The sequence below is a fragment of the Alteromonas stellipolaris genome (assembly GCF_001562115.1).
GTDB classification, from domain to species: domain Bacteria; phylum Pseudomonadota; class Gammaproteobacteria; order Enterobacterales; family Alteromonadaceae; genus Alteromonas; species Alteromonas stellipolaris.
This window is the reverse complement of the sequence record NZ_CP013926.1, coordinates 2934781-2961051: the sequence shown is the minus strand read 5'-3', so window position 1 is coordinate 2961051 and position 26271 is coordinate 2934781. Positions and strand designations below refer to the sequence as shown.

The 26271-nt window shown below is 43.4% G+C and carries 25 protein-coding genes; 19 read left to right on the top strand and 6 right to left on the bottom strand.

Annotation, left to right across the window (positions count from 1 at the left end):
* The first annotated feature begins 80 nt into the window (after positions 1–80).
* From yoaA to AVL57_RS12535, 11 genes are all read left to right on the top strand, one after another.
* Complete coding sequence (yoaA, locus tag AVL57_RS12585; RefSeq protein WP_057790847.1) at positions 81–2000, top strand: DNA repair helicase YoaA; 1920 nt, start codon at positions 81–83, stop codon at positions 1998–2000.
* Between the two features lie 3 nt (positions 2001–2003).
* Complete coding sequence (gene tsaB, locus AVL57_RS12580) at positions 2004–2732, top strand: tRNA (adenosine(37)-N6)-threonylcarbamoyltransferase complex dimerization subunit type 1 TsaB (protein ID WP_057790849.1); 729 nt, start codon at positions 2004–2006, stop codon at positions 2730–2732.
* Positions 2733–2982: 250 nt separating this feature from the next.
* The gene (locus tag AVL57_RS12575) at positions 2983–3285 is read left to right on the top strand and encodes a hypothetical protein (RefSeq protein WP_057790851.1); all 303 of its coding nucleotides are present in this window, start codon (positions 2983–2985) and stop codon (positions 3283–3285) included.
* Between the two features lie 405 nt (positions 3286–3690).
* Positions 3691–4341, top strand: a complete 651-nt coding sequence (locus tag AVL57_RS12570) for a Slp family lipoprotein (protein ID WP_231701213.1) — start codon at positions 3691–3693, stop codon at positions 4339–4341.
* Positions 4342–4498: 157 nt separating this feature from the next.
* The gene (locus AVL57_RS12565; RefSeq protein WP_057790853.1) at positions 4499–5338 is read left to right on the top strand and encodes an alpha/beta fold hydrolase; all 840 of its coding nucleotides are present in this window, start codon (positions 4499–4501) and stop codon (positions 5336–5338) included.
* Positions 5339–5457: 119 nt separating this feature from the next.
* On the top strand, positions 5458–7110 hold the full coding sequence (gene fadD / locus AVL57_RS12560; protein ID WP_057790855.1) for a long-chain-fatty-acid--CoA ligase FadD: 1653 nt from the start codon (positions 5458–5460) through the stop codon (positions 7108–7110).
* 56 nt (positions 7111–7166) lie between these two features.
* Positions 7167–8324 (top strand): ribonuclease D, encoded by a 1158-nt coding sequence (gene rnd / locus AVL57_RS12555; protein ID WP_057790857.1) that lies wholly within the window; start codon positions 7167–7169, stop codon positions 8322–8324.
* A 21-nt stretch (positions 8325–8345) separates the two neighbouring features.
* Positions 8346–8642: a YcgL domain-containing protein gene (locus AVL57_RS12550; protein ID WP_057796045.1), complete on the top strand. Its 297-nt coding sequence runs from the start codon at positions 8346–8348 to the stop codon at positions 8640–8642.
* Between the two features lie 2 nt (positions 8643–8644).
* Positions 8645–9634, top strand: coding sequence for a lytic murein transglycosylase (locus AVL57_RS12545; protein WP_057790859.1), 990 nt, complete (start codon positions 8645–8647; stop codon positions 9632–9634).
* 1 nt (position 9635) lies between these two features.
* Positions 9636–10298 carry a fumarylacetoacetate hydrolase family protein gene (locus tag AVL57_RS12540; RefSeq protein WP_057790861.1) on the top strand — a complete coding sequence of 221 codons (663 nt, stop codon included), beginning with the start codon at positions 9636–9638 and terminating at the stop codon, positions 10296–10298.
* Positions 10298–10792 (top strand): YcgN family cysteine cluster protein, encoded by a 495-nt coding sequence (locus AVL57_RS12535; RefSeq protein ID WP_057790863.1) that lies wholly within the window; start codon positions 10298–10300, stop codon positions 10790–10792. The genes AVL57_RS12540 and AVL57_RS12535 overlap by 1 nt, the downstream gene beginning before the upstream one ends.
* On the opposite strand, the gene AVL57_RS12530 is transcribed toward AVL57_RS12535, so the two are convergent.
* From AVL57_RS12530 to nhaB, 3 genes are read right to left on the bottom strand one after another with little or no spacing between them, the layout of a single operon-like run.
* The gene (locus AVL57_RS12530; RefSeq protein ID WP_057790866.1) at positions 10789–11337 is read right to left on the bottom strand and encodes a GNAT family N-acetyltransferase; all 549 of its coding nucleotides are present in this window, start codon (positions 11335–11337) and stop codon (positions 10789–10791) included. The two genes, AVL57_RS12535 and AVL57_RS12530, sit on opposite strands and share 4 nt — an antisense overlap.
* Complete coding sequence (gene dsbB / locus AVL57_RS12525; RefSeq protein ID WP_057790867.1) at positions 11334–11861, bottom strand: disulfide bond formation protein DsbB; 528 nt, start codon at positions 11859–11861, stop codon at positions 11334–11336. Before dsbB ends, AVL57_RS12530 begins: the two co-directional genes overlap by 4 nt.
* Positions 11862–11870: 9 nt before the next feature.
* A complete protein-coding gene (nhaB, locus tag AVL57_RS12520; RefSeq protein ID WP_057790870.1) occupies positions 11871–13454 on the bottom strand; it encodes a sodium/proton antiporter NhaB in 1584 nt (527 codons plus the stop codon).
* A 441-nt stretch (positions 13455–13895) separates the two neighbouring features.
* Here nhaB and fadR point away from each other — a divergent pair, with 441 nt between their 5' ends.
* The 5 genes from fadR to AVL57_RS12495 all read left to right on the top strand — a co-directional run bounded on the left by fadR (position 13896) and on the right by AVL57_RS12495 (position 18919).
* Positions 13896–14606, top strand: a complete 711-nt coding sequence (gene fadR / locus AVL57_RS12515; protein ID WP_057790872.1) for a fatty acid metabolism transcriptional regulator FadR — start codon at positions 13896–13898, stop codon at positions 14604–14606.
* A 312-nt stretch (positions 14607–14918) separates the two neighbouring features.
* The gene (locus AVL57_RS12510) at positions 14919–17024 is read left to right on the top strand and encodes a S9 family peptidase (RefSeq protein WP_138118185.1); all 2106 of its coding nucleotides are present in this window, start codon (positions 14919–14921) and stop codon (positions 17022–17024) included.
* Positions 17025–17140: 116 nt separating this feature from the next.
* Entirely contained in the window at positions 17141–17533 is a 393-nt protein-coding gene (locus tag AVL57_RS12505) for a VOC family protein (RefSeq protein ID WP_057790877.1), read from the top strand.
* Positions 17534–17624: 91 nt separating this feature from the next.
* Complete coding sequence (locus AVL57_RS12500; protein ID WP_057790879.1) at positions 17625–17984, top strand: phasin-related domain-containing protein; 360 nt, start codon at positions 17625–17627, stop codon at positions 17982–17984.
* A gap of 149 nt (positions 17985–18133) precedes the next feature.
* Positions 18134–18919, top strand: a complete 786-nt coding sequence (locus AVL57_RS12495) for a hypothetical protein (protein WP_057790881.1) — start codon at positions 18134–18136, stop codon at positions 18917–18919.
* A gap of 144 nt (positions 18920–19063) precedes the next feature.
* On the opposite strand, the gene AVL57_RS12490 is transcribed toward AVL57_RS12495, so the two are convergent.
* Both AVL57_RS12490 and AVL57_RS12485 read right to left on the bottom strand, forming a co-directional pair.
* Positions 19064–20497, bottom strand: a complete 1434-nt coding sequence (locus AVL57_RS12490) for a hypothetical protein (RefSeq protein WP_057790882.1) — start codon at positions 20495–20497, stop codon at positions 19064–19066.
* 62 nt (positions 20498–20559) lie between these two features.
* Positions 20560–22017, bottom strand: a complete 1458-nt coding sequence (locus AVL57_RS12485; RefSeq protein WP_057790884.1) for a DUF3336 domain-containing protein — start codon at positions 22015–22017, stop codon at positions 20560–20562.
* A 216-nt stretch (positions 22018–22233) separates the two neighbouring features.
* Between AVL57_RS12485 and AVL57_RS12480 the strand changes: the two genes are divergently transcribed.
* The 3 genes from AVL57_RS12480 to AVL57_RS12470 are packed head-to-tail and all read left to right on the top strand — an operon-like array spanning position 22234 to position 25560.
* A complete protein-coding gene (locus AVL57_RS12480; RefSeq protein ID WP_057790886.1) occupies positions 22234–23442 on the top strand; it encodes a DUF445 domain-containing protein in 1209 nt (402 codons plus the stop codon).
* On the top strand, positions 23443–24117 hold the full coding sequence (locus AVL57_RS12475) for a TetR/AcrR family transcriptional regulator (RefSeq protein ID WP_057790888.1): 675 nt from the start codon (positions 23443–23445) through the stop codon (positions 24115–24117).
* 3 nt (positions 24118–24120) lie between these two features.
* Positions 24121–25560 carry a wax ester/triacylglycerol synthase domain-containing protein gene (locus AVL57_RS12470; RefSeq protein WP_057790890.1) on the top strand — a complete coding sequence of 480 codons (1440 nt, stop codon included), beginning with the start codon at positions 24121–24123 and terminating at the stop codon, positions 25558–25560.
* Here the strand turns inward: AVL57_RS12470 and AVL57_RS12465 are convergent.
* Positions 25557–26270, bottom strand: a complete 714-nt coding sequence (locus AVL57_RS12465; RefSeq protein WP_057790892.1) for a DUF1439 domain-containing protein — start codon at positions 26268–26270, stop codon at positions 25557–25559. The two genes, AVL57_RS12470 and AVL57_RS12465, sit on opposite strands and share 4 nt — an antisense overlap.
* Between the last annotated feature and the right edge of the window lies 1 nt (position 26271).

Below are 26271 nucleotides of genomic sequence, written 5' to 3'. Positions count from 1 at the left end.
ACCATTTTTCGAAAAACTTTGGCATAATGCACCGCTTTATGGCCTAGCGGCCAAATATTCACTTTTACGTTAAGTACACTATGCCAACTATCGATGACATCTTTTCTTCCACGGGTTTACTTGCAAAAACCATCAATGGATTTGTTCCCCGTGAAGCGCAAACAGAAATGGCGCAGGCGGTAAAAGAAGCCATTGATGAAACCGGTAGCCTAGTGGTTGAAGCCGGGACCGGTACGGGGAAAACTTTCGCTTATCTAGCCCCTGCGCTGTTAGCTGAAGGCAAAGCGATTGTGTCGACGGGAACGAAAAACCTGCAAGAGCAGCTATTTCATCGAGATTTACCTTTGGTGAAAAAAGCCCTTAGCAGCAGACGTAAAACCGCACTGTTAAAAGGTCGTGCTAATTACCTTTGCTTGCACCGACTAGAACAACATGGCGGCAACTCCACGTTAGTGGAGAAAGACGTGTTAGGGCAGTTGTCTGAAGTAAAGCTGTGGTCTACCACCACAAAAACTGGCGACATGGGCGAGCTCAAAAGCTTACCCGAAGATGCGCGAGTGTTGCCATTAGTTACGTCTACCGTTGATAACTGTCTTGGGCGCGACTGCCCCGATTATGAAGAGTGTTATTTGGTTAAGGCACGGCGTAAAGCCTTGGATGCCGACATTATTGTGGTGAACCACCACTTGTTTTTCGCTGACATGGCATTAAAAGATACCGGCTTTGGAGAGCTTATCCCAGAAGCCGACGCCATTATATTTGATGAAGCCCATCAAATACCTGATATTGCCGCAGACTACTTTGGTGAATCGCTTTCCACGCGCCAAATTCAAGATTTAGCCAAAGATATTACCCTTATTTTTAGAACTGTGTTGAAAGACGCAGCGCAGTTAGATAAAGCTGCCGACAAATGCCGCATGATTGCTGCCGATTTACGCCTGTTATTCCCCGATACTACCCAGCGAGGAAATTGGGCTGAAGCCTTAATGCGTGATGATGTGCGCTTAGAAGTGGGCAAACTAGCAGAAGCGCTAGGGGTGCTGCATGAAGTGTGTAAATTGCACATTGGTCGAGATAAAGATTTAGATAATCTGTACGAAAGAATTGTGTCGGTGAGGGAACAACTCGACTCGTTAAGTGATGAAAAACAAGAAAATGTGAGCTTGTGGTATGAAACTACCACTCGCCATTTGATTATGCATTTAACGCCGTTATCGATTGCTGCTAAGTTCCGCCGTTTTGTAGCATCGCCTCCTCGCGGGTGGGTATTTACCTCGGCGACCTTGATGGTTAACGGCGGTTTTGAACATTTTCAACGCCGGATGGGATTAGAAGACTCAAGAACGCTAGGCTTAGATAGCCCTTTTAACTACCCTGAACAAGCCATGTTGTGTGTACCTCGGTATTTGCCCGAGCCGAACAGTTTTTCTATGCGTGAAACCTTGTTGAATACCGCAAAGAGGTTGATTAAAGCCAGTAAAGGCCGATGCTTTTTGTTGTTTACCAGCCACGCCATGCTGCGTGAAATTGCCGGTAAGCTAGAAGATGAAATTGACAACCCACTATTAGTGCAGGGCACAACGACTAAACAGGCGCTATTAGATGCCTACCTGGCTGATGAAAAAGCGGTATTAATGGGCACTGGCGCTTTTTGGGAAGGTGTGGACGTTCGAGGTAATGATTTGGTGTGCGTTATGATAGATAAACTGCCATTCGCATCACCAGACGATCCACTATTACAAGCACGAATGGACGACGTTAAAAAACGTGGCGCAAATCCATTTGGTGTTATTCAGATACCTCAGGCCGTTATTGCCTTAAAGCAGGGGGCTGGTCGATTAATCCGCGACCCTACCGATAAGGGAGTATTGGTTATTTGCGATAATCGTTTAGTCACAAAACCTTATGCGAAAACCTTTATAGGTAGTTTGCCGAATATGCGAAGAACCCGCAGTTTAGACGAAGTAGAGTCTTTCCTTGCAAGAATTGATGAAGAGTAAAGAATGAAAGTTTTAGCCATAGATACGGCAACAGAAGCCTGTTCAGTAGCACTTAATACTAACAGCGAGGTGGTTTCACGATTTGAAATTTGTCCACAGCAACATAGCCAGCGTTTACTGCCTATGTTGGATGAAGTGTTAAAAGATGCAGGCCTAGTGCTGGCCGATTTAGACCTATTGGCATTTGGCCGAGGCCCGGGGAGCTTTACCGGCGTGCGTATTGCTACCGGCATGGTTCAAGGTTTGTCACTGGGTAGTGGCTTAAAAGTCGCAGGTGTAAGCACGCTTGCGGCTATGGCGCAACAAGCGCTAGCCACTGAGCAAACTACAACCAAGCAGGTTGTGTGGGTTGTGTGTGCTACCGATGCCCGCATGGGCGAGGTTTATTTTGCCATCTACAAATCTGAAAATGGTTCATTAAAAGAAGTGGTTGCAGAGCAAGTGTGTCCTCCTGAAATCGCGGTAGAGCTTATTAAAGACACCATTGCTGCTAACCAAGGTGACGCTATTGATGGGTTTGAGCCTGTCGGTACCGGCTGGCAGGCTTATCCGCCACTTGAGGCATTGCTACCTATAGATCATGAGGTATCTATTCAATTTCCTGATGCGGTTTACATGCTGCCTCTTGCTGAGCAACTTGCTAATAAAGGTGACGTACAAGTGGCTAGTGATGTAAAACCTGTTTATCTACGCGACAAAGTGACGTGGAAAAAGTTACCGGGCCGCGAATAACGGGGGAAGTCGCCTTTCTGCCATTAACCGCAACACATTACATGTAAAGCAATAACTCAAGTGCGTTTCTCGAATGATCAGGCAAGCGTTGTGGTATATGGGCGCGATTCTTGCAATTCTTGCAGATGATATTATTAAATAGAACGGTGTATCGTTCAGGGGATGACTTTTACGACTTAATATTTGTTTTAGTCATCTCATCACGTATTTACTTATTTGATTTCATTTAAAAGACTGACACGTTTTTGGTATGCATATAACTAACAATTTTTCGATACCTTCATCGCATCAATCAGAGCCCTCACAAGGGCGCGTTGCTAAAGTTAATAAAGATGCGCAGCAGCAAGGCAATGGTGAAGGTAAGCAGCAGAATAATCATATTGTGGTGGCTCCAGACGCTCAGGGCACCGACAATGCACAGGCTTATCAACGTTTCGTACGTGAAGATAGTGCGGGTTATTCTCAGCAGGCTATTGCGTCGTATACCAGTTTCGAAAAACAGCAAGAGCGTGAGTCGGTACAAAGCATGTTTGGTGTAGATATTTACGCCTAACGCTTACACTAATTTAGCGTGTCGTTAGTGTTATCTTTGCGTTGTATATCGCCTGATATAAGCAGAGAAATCTGTACCATAATGCGTAAATTACGCGCCTTCCAATCACGTGTTATTAATCCCAACTAAACTTTTTGCCGAAAAACCCGTCTAAAGATTAACAATCGTTTAAATCAATGTTCTTTATGGCATTTATTAAGTATCAATGCTAACTTTTAGGGCAAAGTATCCCGCTAGTAATATCACTTTTAATGATTATTTCTGGTGAATGAGCGGGTTAACAGTGTTACACCGTTACTCAGCGCAATATGGTTTGATTCATTACTATTTGTAGTACTATATATTTTCTCGGCGCTTAGTATCAGCTCCAAGTTAAAAGTGCTTAAGCGGCCAAAAGGAGGCTTCATGCTGGTTAGAATGTTAGTGATAGTAAGTGTGGTACTTTTCGCAGGTTGCGCGATTGTGCCAGAAAGCGTAGAAGTGCCTAAAGGTACTGAGCTAGTTTCTTATTCCAAAGCCGTTACTTCGGGTGCTAATGCACAAGGTAAAATGGCTCGGTGGGGCGGAGTTATTGTTGGGGTTGAAAATAAGCCAAACAAAACGTTCATCGAACTTGTTCATTTTCCACTAAATAATTACGGAAAGCCTAATAGTGGTGGCGAAACCATCGGGCGCTTTAAAGTGCAAATAGACGGCTTTGTCGATCCTATTGTTTTTGAAGAAGGTCGTTCTGCCACCTTTGTAGGAAAATTAGTACCACCCACATCGGGCATGGTAGGTGAACAACCCTACATGTACCCTACAATATTAGCTGACGACTACCACATGTGGCGTAAACAAGAGGTTTACGACGTGAACATGTACTATTTTGATTATGGTACAGGTTGGTATTCACCGTTTATGCGACATAGACCTTGGGGCTACCCAAGCTACAGAAGAGTGCGGGTAACACGCTACGATAATTCTCCGTCTAGCCCTAAACCTTCAAAAAATAGGTCGAACGTTAATACTATTTCAAGTCCGAATGATAAATTGCGCAAGGATAAAGCGAAATAAGTACGCTACCAGATGAAAATGTTCGTAAAGATAATCGTATTTAAATAAAAATATGTATTTACTAGGGAGGCAAGATTTTGCCTCCCTATTTTTTTATCTGGCAGCATTTGGTTCTTTATGGGCAAATAATTGCCGCCGTATTGTGTGAGGGAGCAACATGATAGAAATTGAATTTACAGCAGGAAATTTACACTTAGCCGCACTAGAAAACCAAGGCGCTGGCACCGTAGTGATAGGGCTACATGGTTATTTAGATAACGCAGAAAGCCTACGGTTACTGGCCCCATATCTGCAATCTCAACGCTTTATCGCCCTTGATCTTGCTGGCCATGGTCGTTCATCCCATCGACCGATAGGCATGCACTATAATCAAGCCGATTACTTACAAGACTTGCATGCGTTGATAGAAGATCAAGAGTGGGAACAGGTTATACTGTTAGGGCATTCTATGGGGGGTATTTTAGCGTCATTGTATGCTGGGTTATTCCCTGAAAAAGTGAGGGGGGTGATCAGCCTTGATGCGTGTGGCCCGTTAACGCTAGAGGCGGATACTAGCCAAGCGCAGATGCGGGAAGCCATTCTTAGTAGGAAGAAAAAACAGCGCAATAAGTTAACCTTGGTTAATTTAGATGATGCGGTGAAAGCCCGCTGTAAGGTCTCTGATATTCCAGCTGATCATGCGCGCGCAATTCTAGAAAGGAATCTTACGCAAGATGCCGGTGGCCATTGCTTTTGGTCGAGCGACCCGCGTCTTCGCACCAAATCTGTCCTTCGATTAACCGAAGAACAGGCAGAAAACATTATGAGTGCGATAGTTTGTCCTATACTTTTTGTAGGTGCGTCAAGCAGCTTTAAAACCCTGGACAGTGTTTATGACAAAAGGCAATCCTGGTTTAAAAATGCTCGGTTTGAGCAATTAACAGGCGGCCATCATATTCACATGGAAAAAACTGATGAAGTTGGCATGTTAATCCGTCAGTTTGTTGAGCAAATGTAAACTGCATAGTTTATTTTTTTTTACACTTCCTATACTATTCGCAAGTTATTAGACCAGTTGCTCAAACGCGCGTGATACTTCACGCGCCTTTGTGTTAAAAATAAGTGAAGGAGGTTTTGGTGGAAAAAACCTGGCTCAAGTTTTACGACCCTCGTGTATCTGCAGAAATTGATGCAGATCGTTACGCATCTGTTGTCGATATATTCGAACAATCAGTAAAAAAGTTTAAAGACAAAGTTGCGTTTATCAACATGGGTCAGTCGATGACCTTTGGCGAACTCGACAAGTTATCTGCACAATATGCTGCCTACCTACAAAATAGCGGGTTAAAGCGCGGTGATGCCGTGGCAATCATGATGCCGAACTTGCTTCAGTACCCTGTAGCCATGTTTGGTGTACTTCGTGCTGGTATGGTTGTGGTTAACGTAAACCCGCTGTACACCGCAAGAGAGTTAAAGCATCAGTTAAATGATGCGAATGCTAAGGCAATTGTTATTGTTGAAAACTTTGCGTGCACACTTGAAGAAGTGATCAGTGAAACAAACATTCAAGAAGTGTTTCTTACTTCGCTAGGCGATATGCTGCCTGTACCAAAACGTTGGGTAGTGAATGCGGTAGTTAAGTATGTGAAAAAAATGGTGCCGGCTTTTAATTTGGCAGCGACTACATCTTTCACAAGCGCTATAAAGCAAGGGCAATCGTTAACCTATACCCGTCCAGATTTAACCAACGATGAACTGGCTTTCTTGCAGTACACCGGTGGCACCACGGGTGTATCTAAAGGCGCCATGCTGACACATCGCAATATGATTGCGAATCTTGAGCAAGTTTCTGGCATTTTAGAAACCGTAATAGATGAAGGCGAAGACTTCGTGGTAACCGCGTTGCCGCTTTACCATATATTCGCATTGCTTGCGAACTGCTTGATGTTCCTTAAATACGGTTGCCAAAACTTACTGATTACTAACCCTCGTGATATGCCAGGGTTTGTAAACGAATTGAGCAAATACCCTTTTACTATTCTTCCGGGTGTAAATACTTTGTTTAACGGCTTGTTAAACACACCAGGGTTTAGCGAGCTTGATTTTAAAAACTTTAAGTTTGGCTTAGGCGGCGGCATGGCTGTTCAACGCCCTGTTGCTGAAAAGTGGGAAAAGGTTACCGGTACTGTACTTCTTGAAGGTTATGGCCTTACGGAATGCTCGCCTGTTGTAACAGTAAACCCACCACAAATTGACGCGTACAAAGGCGCCATTGGTATGCCAGTACCTTCTACCGACATCAAACTTCTTGATGATGATGGTAACGAGGTAGAAAAAGGTGAGCCAGGTGAGCTTTGGGTGAAAGGCCCGCAAGTGATGAAAGGGTATTTAAATCGCCCAGAAGCCACTGACGAAATTCTTAAAGATGATTGGCTTGCCACCGGAGACATCGCCACGGTAGACGATGAAGGTTATTTCTATATTGTTGACCGTAAAAAGGATATGATCCTCGTCTCTGGATTCAATGTGTTTCCAAACGAAATTGAAGAAGTGGCTGCGATGCATGACAACATTGTTGAATCAGCAGCTGTTGGTGTGCCAAATGAAGCCAGTGGTGAAGTGGTGAAGTTATTTGTTGTTCGCAACAACGACTCGCTAACTGCTGAAGCGGTCATTGCGCACTGTAGAGAACACTTAACGGGCTATAAAGTGCCTAAGCAGGTAGTCTTCAAAGAAGATCTACCTAAAACCAATGTAGGTAAAATTCTGCGTCGGGAACTACGAGATTAATTCGGTAAGTGAATTAGGAAACATGTAGAGCCGGCGTAAGCCGGCTTTTTATTATTATGCAATATGAATTAGTAACAACTTTCGAACACCTTAATAGCGTTTGTAACCTAGCCCAGCAACAAAAAGCAGTGGCGCTGGACACAGAATTTGTTCGCACTAGAACCCTGTCTCCGCAGCTTGGTTTAATCCAGTTGTATGACGGGCATCAGTTAGTGCTAATCGATCCGCTTGCGATTGATGATCTCTCGCCATTTATTGCTTTAATGGAAAATACCAGTGTGGTAAAAGTGCTGCACTCATGCTCAGAAGATCTCGAGACCTTTCTGACCGCATTCAACACCGTGCCAACACCCGTATTCGATAGTCAATTTGCTGCCAGTATTTTAGGCTTAGGCGCATCGCTAGGCTACGCAAAGCTGGTTGAGTTATTGTGCGATGTAAGCCTAGATAAAGGCGAGTCTCGAACCGACTGGATAGCTCGCCCTTTAAGAGAAGCGCAGCTTAGCTATGCGGCCAACGATGTACTGTATTTATTACCTTGCTATGAACATTTAGTTGAAAAAATAAATGAAGCAGGCAAGTTAGATTGGGTATACCAAGAGATAGCCCAACTAGCCGATAAAAAGCGCAGTCAAATGCCGGAAGAATTTGCTTATATGCAGATTAAAAACAACTGGCGTTTATCAAAAGAGCAACTTACCGTGCTACAAGCGCTTGCCGCATGGCGACTCGCTACTGCGCGCAAGAAAGACATGGCATTGAATTTTGTATTTAAAGAAATACATCTTTATGAAGCTGCACGTCTTATGCCTTCAAGCAAGTCAGGCTTATCTCAACTACATGGGGTGAACCCACAATCGATCAGGCGCTACGGTGAGACCATAATCACATTAATAAGCGAAGCTCGAGATAAATATGCGGCCACTTCTGAGTCACTTAGGTTACCTAAAGTCAGTCGTTTAATTGACGTTGCAAGCTACAAACAAACGTTAGCAGCGCTAAAAGCTGTGAGCGATAAAATTGCCAGCGAAAACGATGTATCGCCAGAAGTTATTGCATCTAAAAAACAATTGAACCAAGTGCTAAAATGGTACTGGTTCGACAGTGACGAAACCCGAGTGCTAGGCCTTAAGCCAGATGTATTATCTGGTTGGAGAGCGCCGCTATTCGAACCCCATTTAGAAAAGTTACTAGGCAATAAACCTAGTCTCTAACGTTGAAGAGTTTACGAAATGATGTTGTGCGCAATTTATAAATCTCGAAAACACCTAGGCATGTATTTGTATGTGCCTAATAAAGACCAATTTGATGATGTGCCAGAAATTCTTAAAGACAAGTTTGGCAAGCCAGAGTTAGTCACAGTATTGTCGCTAGATAAGCACGAGAAACTGGCTGGGGTGGATAAGCAAAAGTTGGTTGCTGAACTTGAAGATAAAGGCTTTTATCTTCAGTTGCCACCTAAAGAAGATGATTTACTGATGACCCATCGTAAGTCTTTGGGTTTACAAGCCACACCAGATAAAAAGTTTTAAGCATGGCTAAACGGTTAACAGCATCGCTACTTGCAGTAGCGGGGTTTGTGGCAAGCATTGCTTTTGCTCAGGCCGAAGAAAAAACAGCACAAGGGTTTGCTGAGTACGTAACAGCGTTAAAAGCCGAAGCCAAACAGAAAGGCTTCAATGAATCATTTCTCACCGACGCCTTTAACGATATTAGTTTCCGTCCAACGGTTATCAAGTCTGATAAAAACCAACCCGAAAAGAAAATTACACTCGATAGTTACTTAGCTAGTCGTGTGCCTGACTGGAAAGTTCAGCAAGCGGTTGAAATGTATAACAAGCACAAGCCGCTGCTTGAAGAGATAGGGCAGAAGTATCAGGTTCAACCTCGATTTATTGTTGCACTATGGGGTAACGAATCAAATTTTGGACGTATTCAAGGTAACTACAGCGTGCTGTCTGCCTTGGCCTCACTTGCGTATGAAGGCCGCCGAGAAAAACTGTTTAAAGATAACCTTTTTGCCGCGCTGACTATTCTTCATGAAGGCCATACTAGCGTTGATGCGTTAAAAGGTTCTTGGGCTGGTGCCATGGGGCAAAGCCAATTTATGCCAATCTCCTTTTTAAACTACGCGGTAGATTATGATGGTGATGGTAGAAAAGATATATGGCAAACCGAAGCCGATGTATTTGCCTCTATTGCAAACTACCTATCATCAGAAGGGTGGGATAAGAACGGCACGTGGGGTAGGCAGGTGTCTTTAACCCAGCCTATAAAAGCGTTCGGTCTTTCAAAAAGCCTTTATAAGCCCTTAGCCGATTGGCAGCAAGCAGGCGTTAGACGCTTCGACGGTAGCGATTTGCCAAACGCTGATATTTCGGCTTCTCTTATTATGCCTGATGGCAGTGAAGGGCGGGTTTACCTTGTCTATAATAACTTTCATACCTTGATGAAATGGAACCGCTCAAGTTACTTCGGCGTGTCGGTAGGTTACCTTTCAGAACGTATAAAACGAGGGTATTAATATGTATCAACATGTAGAATTTCAGGGCAATCCCATCGCATTGCCGATAGGGAAAGTGGCATGTATTGGTCGTAACTATCTTGATCATATCGAAGAAATGAAATCGGTTGTATCAGAGTCACCTTTGTTATTTTTAAAACCCAAAGCGGCGTTGTGTGACTTGGCCAAACCGCTGGTTATTCCTGCCAATCAAGGTGAATGCCATAACGAGCTTGAAGTGGCTGTATTGCTTAAACACGCGTTATGCAAAGCTACAGAAGATGAAGTGTTAGCGGCCATTTGGGGTATAGGGCTTGGTTTGGATTTAACCTTGCGTGATGTGCAGCGCGAGCTTAAGGCGCAAGGCCAACCTTGGGAACGGGCAAAGTCTTTCGATTTAAGCTCTCCAGTGTCAGGCTTTGTTCCAATAGATAGCATCACAGACTTACAAGATTTACATTTTACATTAAGTATAAACGGTGAAGTTCGTCAGTCTGGGCATACCGCAATGATGCTGCACAAAATAGTGCCGTTAATTGCGCATATGTCCCAAACCTTTACCCTAGATGCGGGTGACGTGGTGCTAACGGGTACCCCTAAAGGAGTAGGGCCGTTACTTGCGGGTGACACCATTGAAGCCACCTTACATGATAAAATCACTGTTAATACAAAGGTTGTTAGCTAATGACTGCTCCTTTTTGGGAAACCAAAACCCTTGAAGAAATGACCCAAAAGGAATGGGAGTCATTATGCGATGGCTGTGCAAAGTGTTGCTTACATAAGTTTATTGATGATGAAAACGAAGAAGCGCAAGCGCCTACGGATTACATCAATGCCAATGAACAAATTCATTACACCAATATTGTCTGTTCTCTGCTCAATACGAAAAAATGTGAATGTACCCAGTATGCAAAGCGAACTGAGCTTGTGCCCGATTGTGTTCAGCTGACGAAAGCCAACTTAAAAGACATTTTTTTTATGCCCACAAGCTGCGCTTATCGCCGTCTTCATGAAGGGAGAGGTTTGCCGTCTTGGCATCCGTTGCTGAATAAGGGCAAGAAACATGTGATGCACAAAAATGGCATGTCTGTACGCAATAAAACGGTGTTTGAAACCGATGTGGATTTAGATGCTTTCGAAGATTATATTGCTATTTGGCCGTTGGAAGATTTAGATTAACCGGTAATACTGTAAAGCAGCGCATCTCGTCCGAAAATGCGCTTGCGGCAAAGCCCTTCCTTTTCAGCACCAATACGTTCGGCCACGCGCAAACTGGCTTTGTTGTTAGGCTCAATTAGGCATTCTAGTCGGTGTAAATTCATTTGCGTAAAGGCTAGCTTCTTTAGCGCTTCACAAATGGCAGTGGCGAGGCCTTTTCCACATGAGTCTGAACGAAGCCAATAACCCAAATTCGCGGTTAAATGGGTGTGGTGGATATAGTTGATGATCCCCATGCCCAAACAGCGTTCATCGTGCATTAGCAAGTAGGTTAACCCATAACCTGACTCTCTCGCAGCCTCCATCGATTGAATACATTGTTTCGCCAATGCAGGGGTAACTGGGCACAGCGCTGCACCTAACCAAGGTTTCACATGGTGAATAGATTGCTGTGAAGCCTCACATAAGGCTTCAGCATGCTTAGGGGCTATGCGCTGTATTGTCACCGGCCCCTGTTCTGTGTGGATAGGAGGGAGCCTTGACGGCAAAATAGAAAGGTCTATCAAAAGGGTTTTTTATCCAGCAAACGACATGCAAATACAATAGCAAATACTATAAAGTACGCAGCAAAGAGGATTTGCATCCATTGTGCCATTCCCATTGAAAGAAACTGCCAACTGTCCTCTAAGCAATCACCTTGTGCGGCGAAAATAGCAGGTATCCATTCGTGTAACTGAAGCCATGATGGAAAGTTAGGTACTATTTCGCAGCTGGCGAAAAAAGGGTTCGGCGCATTCAAAATAGCAATATGTTCTTTAGCGATTAAAAAGCCCCAGCCGGCAGATACTGCCCAACCGGCAAAACCTACCATGCGTGTAAGGCCGTTGTTTTTAATCAAAACAAACAGCGCTGACAACACAATGCCGTACATGGCAGTACGTTGGTAAATGCACATAATGCAGGGTTTTAAGCCCATGCCATATTGAAAGTAAAGAGCGGCTAATTCTAGCCCTAATGACGTGGCGAAAAGCACAAGCCATGAAGACTTGTGCTCTGCCCAGCGACTAATGCGATGTACTACTGAACGCATGTCTAATTCCTAGTGTGAAACAGCACCGCCAACAGCTTCTGTCGCGGTATGATGTTCGATTAAGTGCATGTCGTACAACCACTGGGTTGCATCGGCTAAGCCTACATAGGTAGCCACCAAGCCCACAATAGTAAGTACGATGGTGTATGGCAGTGCCATCATTACCATGCGCCCGTACGACAAGCGTAGTAAAGGTGCAATCGCAGAGGTCAACATGAACAAGAATGCAGCTTGACCGTTGGGTGTAGCAACACTAGGCAAGTTAGTTCCTGTGTTAATTGCAACTGCTAGCATATCGTACTGGTCACGGGTAATTTGGCCAGCTTGCAGGGCTGCGGTAACTTCTGTGATATACACAGAGCCTACAAACACGTTATCACTCACCATCGATAACACACCATTGGCGAGGTAAAACATCACCATCTGAGTTTCACCTTCAAAGCTTAGTACCCAATGAATAACGGGTTGGAATAAGCCTTGGTCGATAATCACTGCCACAACACCAAAGAATACGCAAAGCAAAGCAGTAAAAGGCAGAGCTTCTTCGAAAGCTTTACCTAACGCGTGCTCTTCAATAATGCCGCTCATCGATGTTGCCAATACAATAACAGAAAGACCGATTAACCCTACAGATGCCATGTGTGTTGCCAAGCCAACCACTAACCATACGCCAATGAGAGCTTGAACCACAAGCTTAGCCTTTTCACGTTTGCTGCGGCTTTTATCCATATGCTCGCTATAGTCGGTAAGAATTTTTCTCACTGAATTTGGTAGTTTTGCACCATATGTAAACCAACCTGTTTTCTCTAAAACCATAGTGGTTAATAAGCCAAATACGAAAACAGGTAAGCTAACAGGCGCCATGCGGATGAAGAATTCAACGAAATCCCAGCCAGCTTTATCAGCAATAATAAGGTTTTGTGGCTCACCTACCATCGTCATTACGCCGCCCAGTGCAGTACCTACCGCAGAGTGCATCATTAGGTTACGAAGGAAGGCACGGAAGTTTTCTAGATCATTACTGCCTAGTGAATCTACGCCGTCATCACTCGTGTGGTCATGATCTGAGTGAAATTCTTTACCCGAAGCTACTTTGTGGTAAATAGAATAGAAACCTAAACCTACACTGATGATTACTGCAACCACGGTCAGAGCATCAAGGAATGCCGATAAAAAAGCTGATGCAAAGATAAACGACAGTGACAAGACCATTTTGTTTTTAACCCCAATCACTAACTTGGTGAATAAAAACATAAGTAGATCTTTCATAAAGTAGATACCGGCAACCATGAAGACCAGAAGTAATAGTACTTCAAGGTTAACCTCAATTTCGTGCATCATGTGTCCGGGCGTTGTCATCCCAATGAACATGGCCTCAATGAGTAGTAAGCCGCCTGGCTGCAATGGGTAGCACTTTAACGCCATGGCGAGAGTAAAAATAAATTGGATCACCAATGTCCAACCCGCCAAGTAGGGGTCAACCATAAACAATACTGGGTTTATAATGAGAAAGGCGATAATGGTTTGCTTATACCAATTGGGTGCGTGTCCCAGAAAGTTACTAAAGACCGCCGAGATCATTGAGGTTTGCATGAGTTCCTATTCCTTTTACAACAAAGGCGCTAACGTTGCGTCTTTACGTTTTGAATTTCTGGTTATTGCAAACATAAACTGACTTTCATCGAGAGCAAGTGATTGCAAGTTGTCGATAATCGGGCAGTTTTGCTGCTTTCATTATAATAGTCCGAAATTAAGCGTACATGATATTACAACCTTGAGAAAGCAATTCACAGACCCCATAAAAGGAAAGTTAGCGGAATTACTCAAGTTAGGTCGATAATCAACCTAACAATGTAGTTTATTGCGTTAAGTAAGTCTGCTTTTGCGTGATAAAAAACCATTAACGCAAAGGTTTAAGGATTATTTTAATGAAATGTTAACAAAAATTGTTAGCAGGGGATTTTTCATTGTGATAATAAAAGCGCATCTGGTACAATCAGTCGCAGAATAACAATAACGTGCAGGCGATTAGTTATGATTTATAAGGCGCAGAGTCCCGCTGGATTTGCCGAAGAATATATTGTTGAATCGATTTGGAGTGGACGCTTCCCGCCGGGTACAATTTTGCCTGCAGAAAGAGAGCTTTCAGAACTTATTGGTGTAACACGCACAACCTTGCGTGAAGTTTTGCAACGTTTGGCTCGTGACGGTTGGTTAACCATTCAACATGGTAAACCCACAAAAGTGAATAACTTTTGGGAAAGCTGTGGCTTGAACATTCTAGAAACCTTAGCTCGTCTTGATCAAGAGGGCATTCCTGAACTAGTGGACAACCTCTTAGCGGCGCGTACTAATTTAAGTGCTGTGTTTATTCGAGGGGCAATTCGCAACAACCCGAAGGAATCTGCTGAGATTATTACACGTTATAAAGACGTGGAAGAAGACGGCGCTGCTTTTGCGCAATTCGATTACCAAATGACCCATGATTTAGCATTGGCATCAAACAATAATGTGTTTGTGTTAATGATGAATGGCTTTAGGGGCATGTACTCACGTATTGGTGGGTTCTACTTCGATCATCAGCAAGCGCGAGATGTGGCCAAAGCCTATTACGCTAAACTGCTCGATGCTGCAGAAAACGAAAGACACGATAAAGTACCTGTAGTAGTAAGAGACTATGGTATTGAAAGTGGTAAAGTTTGGCAGCAAGTGCGAGACAGCATGCCTAAAGATATTGTCGATTAATACAATGGCAGTGGAGAGAAGCGAATTCCTCTTAAGCTAAATACGTAAGTTACTTCAGTACTATCAAAAACGTCCTCTTCAGGGCGTTTTTTTGTTTTAAGACACAGCTTGTAACTATTTAGTACTTAGTTTGGTCACATTAGTGCTTTTTAACCCTATATTAACGTTAAAAATTACCTATACTTTGGGGTTAAGTTTTGTCACTTATCATCTTCCGGAAAAGGACCTATCATGAAATCTCTATGGATAGCATCGTGCATGACGTTAACGGCGAGTCTTTCGCTAGGAGCGTGCAGCGATAATAGCACTAGCATGGAACAATCCTCACAAGTAGAAAAACAACAAGGCGTTAAATTGATTACTGATACTCCAGCACCTGTTGCACAGAAAATTCCTTATGAGCTAGCGGCTCACGGTACCGTCCGCAATGATGACTATTACTGGATGCGAGATGATAGTCGTGAAGACGAGAAAGTGTTGGCGCACTTAGAAAAAGAAAATGCTTATTTAGAAACTGTTATGGCGCCATTAAAAGATAACAGAGAAACCTTGTACGAAGAGCTGATTGCCCGAATAGAAAAAGATGATACGACGGTTCCTTATTTAAAGAATGATTATTGGTATTTCACCGAGTACTCAGGGGAAAATGAATACCCTATTTATCTGCGAAAACCATCCATGGATGCAGAGGGAGAGGTATTACTGAATATGAATGTGATGGCCGAAGGTCATGACTATTATAATATTGGTGACTACTCGGTAAGCAGTGATAATAATTTACTCGCGTATTCTGAAGATACGTTGAGCCGCCGCGTTTATACCATTTTTGTGAAAAATTTAGCTACGGGTGAGTTATTGTCAGACGAACTGACAGGTACCTCTGGTGCAGTAGAGTGGGCTAACGATAATAAACACCTTTTCTATGTGAAAAAAGATCTGCAAACCTTACTTGGGTTTCAGGTTTATCGTCATGCACTTGGCACACCTCAAGCGGACGATACGTTAGTGTTCGAGGAAACTGACCCTACGTTTTATACCTACATTAGTAAAAGCAAAGATGATGACATGATTTACATTCATCATAGTCACACAGACAAAAGTGCAGTGACCTTAATAGATGCGAACCAACCTACTAAGGCGCCAGTCCCATTCTTGCCTATTAGGGAAAATGAGGAATACAGCATTGAAAAATCGGGTGATAGTTACTTTGTTCTGACGAACAATGAGGCAACTAACTTTCGAGTGATGAAAGCGCCAGCTTCTGCAACCGATGATATGTCCAAATGGGAAGAGGTGATTGCCCATAATCCTGACGTATTCATTCAAGATATAGAAGTGCTGGGCGACTTTTTGGTGGTCAAAGAAAAGCAAGAGGGTGTTTTACGTCTTGTTGCGCACAATTTAAAAGCTGATAAAGTCACAGTAATACCTACAGATGATCCTATCTACGGTGCTTACTTCACAGGTAACACTCAGCAAGATACCGATACTTTACGTATTTACTATAGTTCCTTAACTACGCCCGCGAGCATTGTAGATATCGACTTAAACACCTTTGATAAAACGGTCCTTAAACAAACTAAGGTCTCTGACACGTTTTCATCAGCGGCGTATACCTCTGAACGTATCATGATTAAAGCGGAAGATGGAGCGGACATTCCCGTATCGTTGGTCTATCGTAACGACATGTTTAACAAAGATGGCACCAATCCACTCTATCAATATGCCTATGGTTCTTACGGTGCCACGATTGAGCCAACGTTTAGAAGTAGTTGGTTATCGTTAGTAGATAGAGGCTTCGTGGTGGCGATTGCACATATTCGTGGCGGCCAAATGTTAGGTCGACAGTGGTATGAAGACGGAAAGATGCACAGTAAGATTAATACATTTACCGACTTTATCGACGTATCAAAAGGCCTGATTGAAAAGCGATATGCCGATCCTAAACGAGTGTTCGCCATGGGCGGCAGTGCGGGTGGTTTGTTGATGGGCGCGATTGCGAATATGGCGCCTGAGCTGTATTTGGGGATTTCTGCGCATGTGCCCTTTGTGGATGTTGTTACTACAATGAGTGACGACACTATCCCTTTAACCACAGGTGAATATACAGAATGGGGTAACCCTGCGAATAAAGATGAATTCGACTATATTTTATCTTATTCACCTTACGATCAAGTGAGTGCCCAAGATTATCCTCACATGTTAGTGACCACAGGGCTTCACGACTCACAAGTGCAATACTTTGAGCCGATGAAATGGGTAGCTAAGCTACGTGACTACAAAACCAATGATAATTTGTTGTTGTTTCAAACAGATATGGAAGCTGGTCACGGTGGTGCATCTGGTCGGTTCAAACGTTTTGAGTCAACAGCGCTAGAATATGCATTCGTTTTTTACCTGGCAGGTATAGAAATCTAGCTGTCGAGATTTAAGCTAGCATCACTATGTTTTACTGACATATCGAACAGGCAGAAGCTTTAGCGTTTGCCTGTTTTTTACATTTAGCATTTGTTAACACTAAAAGGAAACATGCTATGAACAGTAATCCCGTTGGTTGGTTTGAAATTTATGTTGAAGATATGCCTCGCGCGCAGGCTTTCTACGAAAGCGTACTGAAGGTTTCCTTAGAATCACTGGAAGACCCTTCTGCCGATAAATCACAAGGCGCGTTCAGTATGATGACGTTCCCTTCTGACATGGAGCACTATGGCGCCAGTGGCGCACTAGTTCACATGGAGGGCGCTCCAGTAGGTAAAAATAGCACCTTAGTCTATTTTGCGTGTGAGGACTGTGTCGTTGAAGCGGGTAGGGTAGTTGACGCAGGGGGCGTTCTTGAGAAAGAAAAAATGGCGATTGGTGAATATGGGTTTATTGCGTTAGCTATTGATACAGAAGGGAATATGATTGGATTTCATTCCCAAGCGTAAACTTTTTGTGGTTTTGTATTGTTATTAGTATGCGGTTTCTAATTGTGCTTTGTATAGTGATTCTGTAATCGAACATTCACAGGAGCTGACGATGACAACCACTGATACCATTAAAGGTAAAATTAACGAAGCAGAAGACATGGCTCGCAAAATTTGGCTAGCAGGGCTTGGCGCGTACGGAAAAAGCGTAGAAGAAGCACAAGGTCGTTACGAAAAGCTAAGTGAAGATGCGAACAAAATGTTTGATGACTTAGTAACCAAAGGTGAAACGCTAGAAGACGATGCGCGTAGTAAGTTTAAGTCGACCACCAATGATGTTGAAAACCGTGTGGCAGATGTACGTAAAAAACTGGGCTTAGATACCGACCCTGCTGATCATCGTATTGAAGAGCTTTCAGCAAAAATTGACGCGTTAACGGAAGCCGTAGCTAAGTTAGCGGCGAATAAATAGCACACACGTTTTATTGTTGCTATTTTTCAGCAAGGTAGTTGTTGTCGTTTTTTGTAGTACGGTTACTGACAAAGGCGTTAGCGCAAATGCTAGTGTCGATGCGACAGTAAAACTACCTTGCCCTATTCGTTTTCGAAGCGGGAGGTTACATGCCTAATAATCACAAATCATCACCCTTATTTGGATGGCTTACAGCAGGTTCTGATTTAATATCAGCGCAACTTGAGAGTACGGCTACTACAGTAAGTAAAAAAATTGATGATACTCACTCCTCAATTGAGGCTATGCAGCGCAAGGGCGCTGAAGTCGAAGGTGAGTTGAAACGTCGATTTAACCCAGTTTCACTTGTTGATAGCGCACAACAGTTGGTGATGTCTACGCCTTTGTTTAGCTTACTTTCTGGTGGAAAAGCACGCCTTGAAAGAGAGCATCAAATAGCGTTACTTTCCGCTAAAGTTGATTTACTGGTAGAGCAAGTCGCATTGCTTGCCGCGAAACGAGCGGCAGAGAAAGCCCAAACGCCAACAAAAACAACTGCAAAAGCCCCGGTAAAAGCGGCGCCAAAGTCGACAGCTAAGGCTGCTTCAAAAACGACACCAAAACCCACGGCTAAAGCGACACCTAAAGCAGCCTCAAAACCTGCCACCAAAACGACCGCTGCGGCAACCAAAGCGGCTAGTAAAACCTCTACGGCTAGTAAAACCACTACGGCTAGTAAAACCACTACGGCTAGTAAATCGACTTCGGCAAAAATACCTGCCGCCGCGAAATCAACCACTACGACTTCCGCTGCATCGAAGCCAGCAGCGACTAAAACGACTGCCGCTAAGGCTTCAGGAACTAAGCCCCAGGCGACGAAGTCTTTAACATCAAGTAGCGGTACGTCAACTGCGACGAAAACCAACGGTGATGGTAAGGCAGATAGCGACTCGTAAACCTTTAGCACCTTACTGGCTACACCGTTAGGCGCAAAAAAAGAGAGTAGGGCACTCTCTTCTTTTATAGTCGCGTTTAATATCGATGTTAGTGTTTAGCCACAGGCGTTGCATCGCCACGGGGGTTAATACATCGCCACGGGCCTAGTTCGTTTTGCTCCACAGATTTTGGTGTTTCTTAAAACTAAAATAGTCGTGGGGCTCCCAAAAGCTGGGGATTAAGTCATCTACTGCGTCTGGGGTGAAATTACTGGAAAGCTGGCTCATGATTTCTTTCAAGCGCGCTTTATCAACATTCATTAGCTTCTTTCTGCTAACTGGGAAATAAAGGTTTCTGCCTTTCTCAATAACTTCGATATGACCGCTGCTGATATGCTTTTGATTGCGCGTGGTTACTTTGCAAATTGGCTCGCCAGGTTTAGTTGGATTTAATCCTATCACCACCGCACATTCATATTGGTCTTTTTCTTGGCCGTTTTCATTAACAGGAATGAAAGTAATGCCGAAGCCTTGCGGGAAGTAACCGACCAAGTCAATAAAGTCCTCCGCGAGCTTTTTATTTAACGCGCCTTTTTTAGATAGCTGCTCTATAAGTAAGTAGCCTTTAGGTAGGTTTTTACGGCTGTAATCGTTTTTAGTAGAAAAAATAACAGACGCATAAATTTGCGGTATTTTAATTAGCTCACCTAAACCAGTTTTAGACACAAAGGCATCTTTTACCAACTGGCTAACAAAGTCATTGGCCTCTTTATGTGTTTGCACAAATCGGTCACGTTCTTCTTTCACGTTTCCCACATAGGCTGGAATGCCTAACCCTTCAGTAAGGTATTTCATGGTGAAGTGATAGTTAAGCTTCAACAAGTCTTTTCGCTGAGATTCTTCTAGTAATCGGAATTCATCCAACTTATTGTCTGCGCCACGTAATATCGTTAATGCGGCGGGGCTTTGTAAGCCTACATCTTGTAGCAAAGAGGCAGTAATTAATGGGCGGCCTAATTCTATGCGCCATTTTTCACGCCAATAGCGGTTACCACGCATACGAGAGATCGCGTCACGATATTTTGAAAGGTACTTGTGCGCAATGGTGTCGTGATCGAGTAATTTATCAGTAAGTCTTAACACCAACACGGCTTTGTAAAGCGGCTTAAAGCGCTGGTGAATGCGTGCAAATTTACCCTCGGGGCCTTGAGTAAGTAACATTAAGGTGCCGAGAAACTTTGCACTTAGCTGCTGAGTTTCTTGCCAGCTGTCTCCTTCGCACAGCTTGATAATCTTAATGCTCACCTCATCAATACGCGCAAGGCGCGCCAAGCGTTCCTCTTCAAGCTTTTGGCTAGAGTTTTTAATTTGCTTTTTAAGCTGATCTACAAGAACTTCTTTCTTAGTTGAAGCTTCCGCTTTTTTTAGCTGTACCTTCAATTCCTCAACATGCGCTTCTAGCGTAGGCGTTAAAGCAAAAAAATGTTTAGCATCTTCAAATACTGAGCCATAGCCAACCTCTTGTGGGTACACCATGTTTATTAATTGTTTAACTTGCTGCGTGTAGATGCTATCTGGGCTTTGAATTTGTGCGCTCACCGATATCCTTCGTGTATGTTTTCTACCCCAATGCCAGTCAAATTCCTGCCTGGGGTGGGTTATTAGGCACTGTGTCCTAATTCAACCGCTTCTCTTTGTTTCAATTTGCCAAGATAATACCGCAAACTTTCGCTAATTTTGGTATTTTTTTCAATAACATCGAGCTGTGGCCAAGTTGATTTTTCTCCACTCACAATGAGAGCATTGATACTCTCAAGACTTGGATTAGCAATAACTTGTGTCAAATTACGAATTTGTTGTTTGGGGAGAATATTTATATTGCCTACATATTGCTGATCGATAATAGACTTCACTTTATGAATAGCAAGTTTAGCGCCCTTATTGTCAATCATATTTTCAATAATATCGATGGCAAAAATACTGTTACTTTTTAATAGCTGCCCCACGTGTCTGCTCGATAGCCCCCACAGTGATTGAGGGTTAATACGCGTAGATTGAATGAAGGGCACGGCGAGTGGATTGGTTTGGCTTACAATACTGTGGTTAACGCCATATAACCTAGCAAGTCTATCAAAGGGTAAATCAGCCATCAGTGAGCCGTCAGCGAAGCGTCGGTTAGGAATATAGGGGACGATATCACCCGCTGGTGTTTTAGCGCGTAGTTGTACGGGGCTAAATACTACCGGTACGGCACATGACGCTCTTACCGCTTGGGTGATAATAGCGTTGGGCGATGTTTTAGCGTTTAGTAACCTAGAATGTTGGTGTAAATCTGCAGGCGATACGGTTACGGTTACATGCCGACGGGTTTTTTTATAGGCTTCTTCAAAGGTGGTTAAATCGAATAAGCTGATTAATGCATTCTCTAACACCGTGCTATCAAACAAACTATTCTTACCAAAGCCCGCCCAGCTTCGCCATTTTTTGAAGGTTTCGTAGATATTTTCAGCGCTTAATGCATCGAGCAATTCGTCATGCGTACGTGTGCCTACCAAGGCAGCAATAATGGAACCGGCACTTGCGCCTGATACTACAGAAGGCAACAGCTCTTTCTCATTTAGCGACTTTACAACACCGCAATGAAAGAAGCCCAATCCAGCGCCGCCAGACAACATCAGGCAGCTGCGTCCGAATGCATGGGCGGTTTCTTCAAAAAATGACAGCTTCTCGTAAAAATCTACGTCGTCTTCATTAGCTTGGTAAATCTGATCAAGTGCTAGCTTGACCTCTTCAATGAATTGCACGATGAGATACTTAGTGCCCATCTTGCATTTACGGCGGATAGCAGGGTTTGCAATATTGCCTAAATTCCCATGCAAGCCTTCATGAATAATTGACATAAGCGCATGCATATCACCATTGCCTCTGGCAATTTTTAAGCGCTGTACCCGTTTTTGAATAAGTATGTAGTCGTAATCATCTGATGCATCATCGGCTTTCCATGCTTCTGCACCGGAAATTTCATCATGCGCTAAGCAAGCTTCTTGGTATGCTTGATAGCTTGAAGCATGGGCAATGTCTTGGTCTAATTTTTTTAAACGTAAGTCAAATAAAGCCATATTATCAGTGTCACGGATGAGTATACAAAAAGTGTACAAAGGAAGTTTAGAATGCGCTACCTAACAAAAAGTAGTCAAAAATTAAGCGGGGTTTATTTGATGTATTTTAATAAAACTTGGAAACCTTGGTGCATTTACCGATAAAACATTGACCAATTCGTAAGCACTCAGTAGCCTGAAAGAGAAGAAAAATAATTCGAGCAAGTTGTTCGCCATATGGAATGGAATTTAGAAACACTGAGTCTGCTGTCAATTCCGCTAATAAGCGCGCTGGTTGGCTGGTTAACAAATTACCTCGCGGTAAAGATGATGTTCTACCCTATCGAGTTTGTTGGGGTAAAACCCATCTTTGGTTGGCAGGGGCTAATTCCGGCTAAACGCAGGCAAATGGCGGAAATTGAAGTTGAACTTGTTTTGGGTAAGTTGCTGAGTGTTGAAGAGCTCGCAGAGCGCATCAATCCTAGTGATCTCACCAAAGCAATTGAACGTCGACTGGGGCAAGTTACCCGCAAAGTGGTTAACGATGTTATGTCTGAGTCTGCCCCTCAATTGTGGGCTGCGCTTCCCGTGCAAGGAAAAAACCTTGTTTATCAGCGCATCGAAAACGATATTCCCAATGTCGTCCACAAGATGGTGGATGACTTTCAGCATAATGTGGCTGAAATTCTCGACATAAAAGAGCTCGTCGTTGAACAGCTAGTAAATTCACCTTCGTTAATCAACGAGATTTTTCTTACTGCAGGCAGTAAAGAATTTCCTTTTATCGTGCGTTCAGGCTTCTATTTTGGTTTTCTGTTCGGGTTACCCACCATGATTTTATGGTACTTCTTTCAAAACTGGTGGATTTTACCCCTCGGCGGACTTTTAGTGGGCTACGCAACAAATTGGATTGCGATAAAAATTATTTTTGAGCCTAAACGTCCCTTTAAGTTTGGCCCAATCACCATACAAGGTATGTTTCTAAAACGGCAAAAAGAAGTGTCTGAGGTGTACGCTGAAATTATTGAGCAAAAGCTGATCACGCCCAAAAACATTACCCACGTTATTTTGCATGGCTCTGGTTCAGCCCAACTTCTAGAGCTTATTGAGCTACACGTTAACGATGCTATTGAACGTTACGTTGCTATCACTCAGCCTTATTTCGCCCTAGGTGTGGGCTCTGAGAACTATCATAAAATGAAAGCGTTAGCGGTGAAACAGATATTCGATAACTCAGATAAATATCTGTTGTATGCCTATGATTACGCTAACGATGCTTTGCACGTAGGCCAAGATTTAAGTGAACGAATGCAAGCCTTAAGCGCTGAAGAATTTGAAGGGGTGTTGCGCCCTGCTTATCAGCAAGACGAGTGGAAGCTCATTGTCACAGGTGCCTTATTAGGCCTACTAGCTGGCTTCGCTCAATTGTATTTGGTGTTTCTATAAATGAAAACATCGCAGCGGATTTTACTTACGGCGCTCACTCTGTTTAATCGCCATGGCGAGAACGGCGTTACCAGTGTGGACATTGCTATGGAGTTAGATATTAGCCCCGGCAATTTGTATTACCATTTCAAGGGCAAAGAAAGCATGGTGAGTGCGCTTATGCGTATGCATGAAAAGCAAATGCAGCGCGTATTGGTACCCAACGCTTTAAATTCACTTACCGCAGAAGAAGTAATGTATTACTTATATCTGTTGGTAGACAGCTTGCACGTATTTCGGTTTTTTTATCGAAGCCCCGCGGATATTGTTGAAAAATATCCGTTAATTGAAAAGCCCCGGAAGAATATTCTTTCAAGTTTACATAAGCAGCTTTCTCAATTATTGGCTACGTTAAATAATAGGAATGTGTTGGTCGCATCACGTTCAGATCTGACGTTGCTGGTTGATTTGCTTAGCCTCATCATTACCCAGTCTTGTCAATTTGATGAAACTAACAGCCATATGGATGAAACATCTCAGCGTTATCATGCGCTGTCACTCATGATGGTTAGCTTACTTCCACGATTAGTACTCAGTGAAGCTCAGCAAAACAGTATTGTGGATGCGTTGCGTTCACATGCATTAGCCAATGTCACTGAGCATGTGCCACAGGATATGTTTAATACAAAGGAATAGTCGATGAGTAAAACACTAAGTTTTCTTGATAAGTCCTTTTGGATAACGGAATCCGATGACAACCCAAAACATGTTGGATGCCTTCAATTACTAGAGATGCCAGAAGGGGCGAAAAGCCCTGAATATGTACCTGCTATTTATAATGAAATTAAAGGGTTTGCCAAAGGAACGTCACCGTTTAATTGCGTTGTTAAAACCGTACTAGGCTATCCGGTTGGGCTTTCGCCAGTGAAACATTTGAACATGGATTATCATGTTCAATTGCATCATATTGACGATGTGAGTAACCGACAGAATCTAGATGATTTTGTAGCCCAGCTGCACGCCGCACGATTAGACCCTGATAAACCGCTGTGGCAATACCATTTCATCTTCGATACCAATAGCAATACTTATGCTATTTACGCCAAAGTACATCATATGTATGGCGATGGTGCGACCTTGGTAAGGTGGTTTCAGTCATGTTATGTGTCGGCTTCCAATAATTCAGAATTCACGCCAATTTGGGCGGTGAAGCGACTCAGGCATAAACGCAATGACTCACCGAGTTTCTATAAACGCTTAGTCAGTGTGGGAAGCGCCATAAAAACGGGCTTCGATTTACTGGTTATCTTGATTCGCATTTTTTTAAAACTGTTGAGAGTGAACCCCCATTATATGCCCGTGCCTTTTTCGGGCACAAAAACCGTGCTAACGGGGCAAGTTGAAGCGGGAAGGGTAGTCACTACCACAGATATCGATTTTAAACGAGTAAAAGCCTTGGCCCGACGCACCCGTGCATCAGCCAATGAAATACTCCTGTGCGCCTTTGATATCGGGGTTCATCGGTTACTACAAGATCATGGTCAGGTTTTCAAAAAAGCATTGTTTACCAATATGCCTATAAACCTTAGAAAGCCTGGAGAGAAAACCACAGGGAATAAAATTGCTATTGTGCCGGTACAGCTGGCCCATGGCGATCAAGACCCTTATCTTCGTTTACGCCAGATTATTATTAACCACAGAATTGTAAAACATGCTGCTATGCGAGCGCGACCAGCTTCTTTTAGCGGCTACACCATCGTGATCCAATCCTTAGCGTTGGTATTTGAATGGCTTAAAATTTCCAATCTGGTTAAACCAATCGCGAATATTTTGGTATCGAACATACCTGGTCCACGAGATACACGATATTTAAAAGACAGTAAACTACTTGCCTGCTATCCCATTTCCACCATGACACCAGGGGGCGGAGTAAACATCACTTTGATGACCTACGCAGGTGTGGCCAATGTAGGCATTGTTTGCTGCAATAAAAATATAAGTACATTGAAGCCGTTAGCAGGTTATGTGCAAGAAGCCTTCGAGATGTTAGAGGCTTGCATTGATAATCCTCGGCTGCGCATTACTGATATTGGGGAACATGAAGAGTCGGTGCCTGTGTCGATTGTAAGCGAACACTAAAAATAGAACCGAAGCGAGGCTTCTTCAACCCTAACGCTTTTCCCATAGCGAGCAAAAAGCACCTCCCGCCATTGGTCTTCGCGCATGATATGGTGAACAGGAAGTGTAGCCATTTTATCTAATATGGCTTTTTCAATTTGAGGTTTATGGAAATCGAGTACGGCTTGTTTCGAGCCGCTCAAATAGAGCTTCAAATATTCTACCGCTTGGTCGGAAGTGCCGACGGTTACCAGTGATAATATATTTTTTAGCGAGCGCCCCAACAAGGCATCCAAATTGCCGGGTACAAAGCGAGAAAGTAAAAATTGGGTGTCTTTTAATAAGGCGTAGTCATCGTTCACCATAGTAATGTTGTCTACCTGCTTATCGATAAAATAAAGGGTAGATTCATTTACGTTGTAATCCGGTGAGGCACTTAGTGTAATAATTAAGTGAGCCCGATAAATGGTTGTTTCGGCAACGTTAATGGTTATCGACGCTAATAATTGAAGGCATAATCGATTGTCGAGGGCATTCAAGGTTAATTTGCCACTGTTTACCACTACATTAGCTTGGCCGGCTGGTATGGCTAAGGGGAACGATTGAGGTAGATTTTCAGACAACAATGCATTGAGTTCATCAGTGGAAAATTGATCGTAGCGAAGCCTTCCAAGCTTGATCAAAAGCTGGGAAATAAGAAGCATACCTCTGTCGCGTAAACCTAGTTTCATT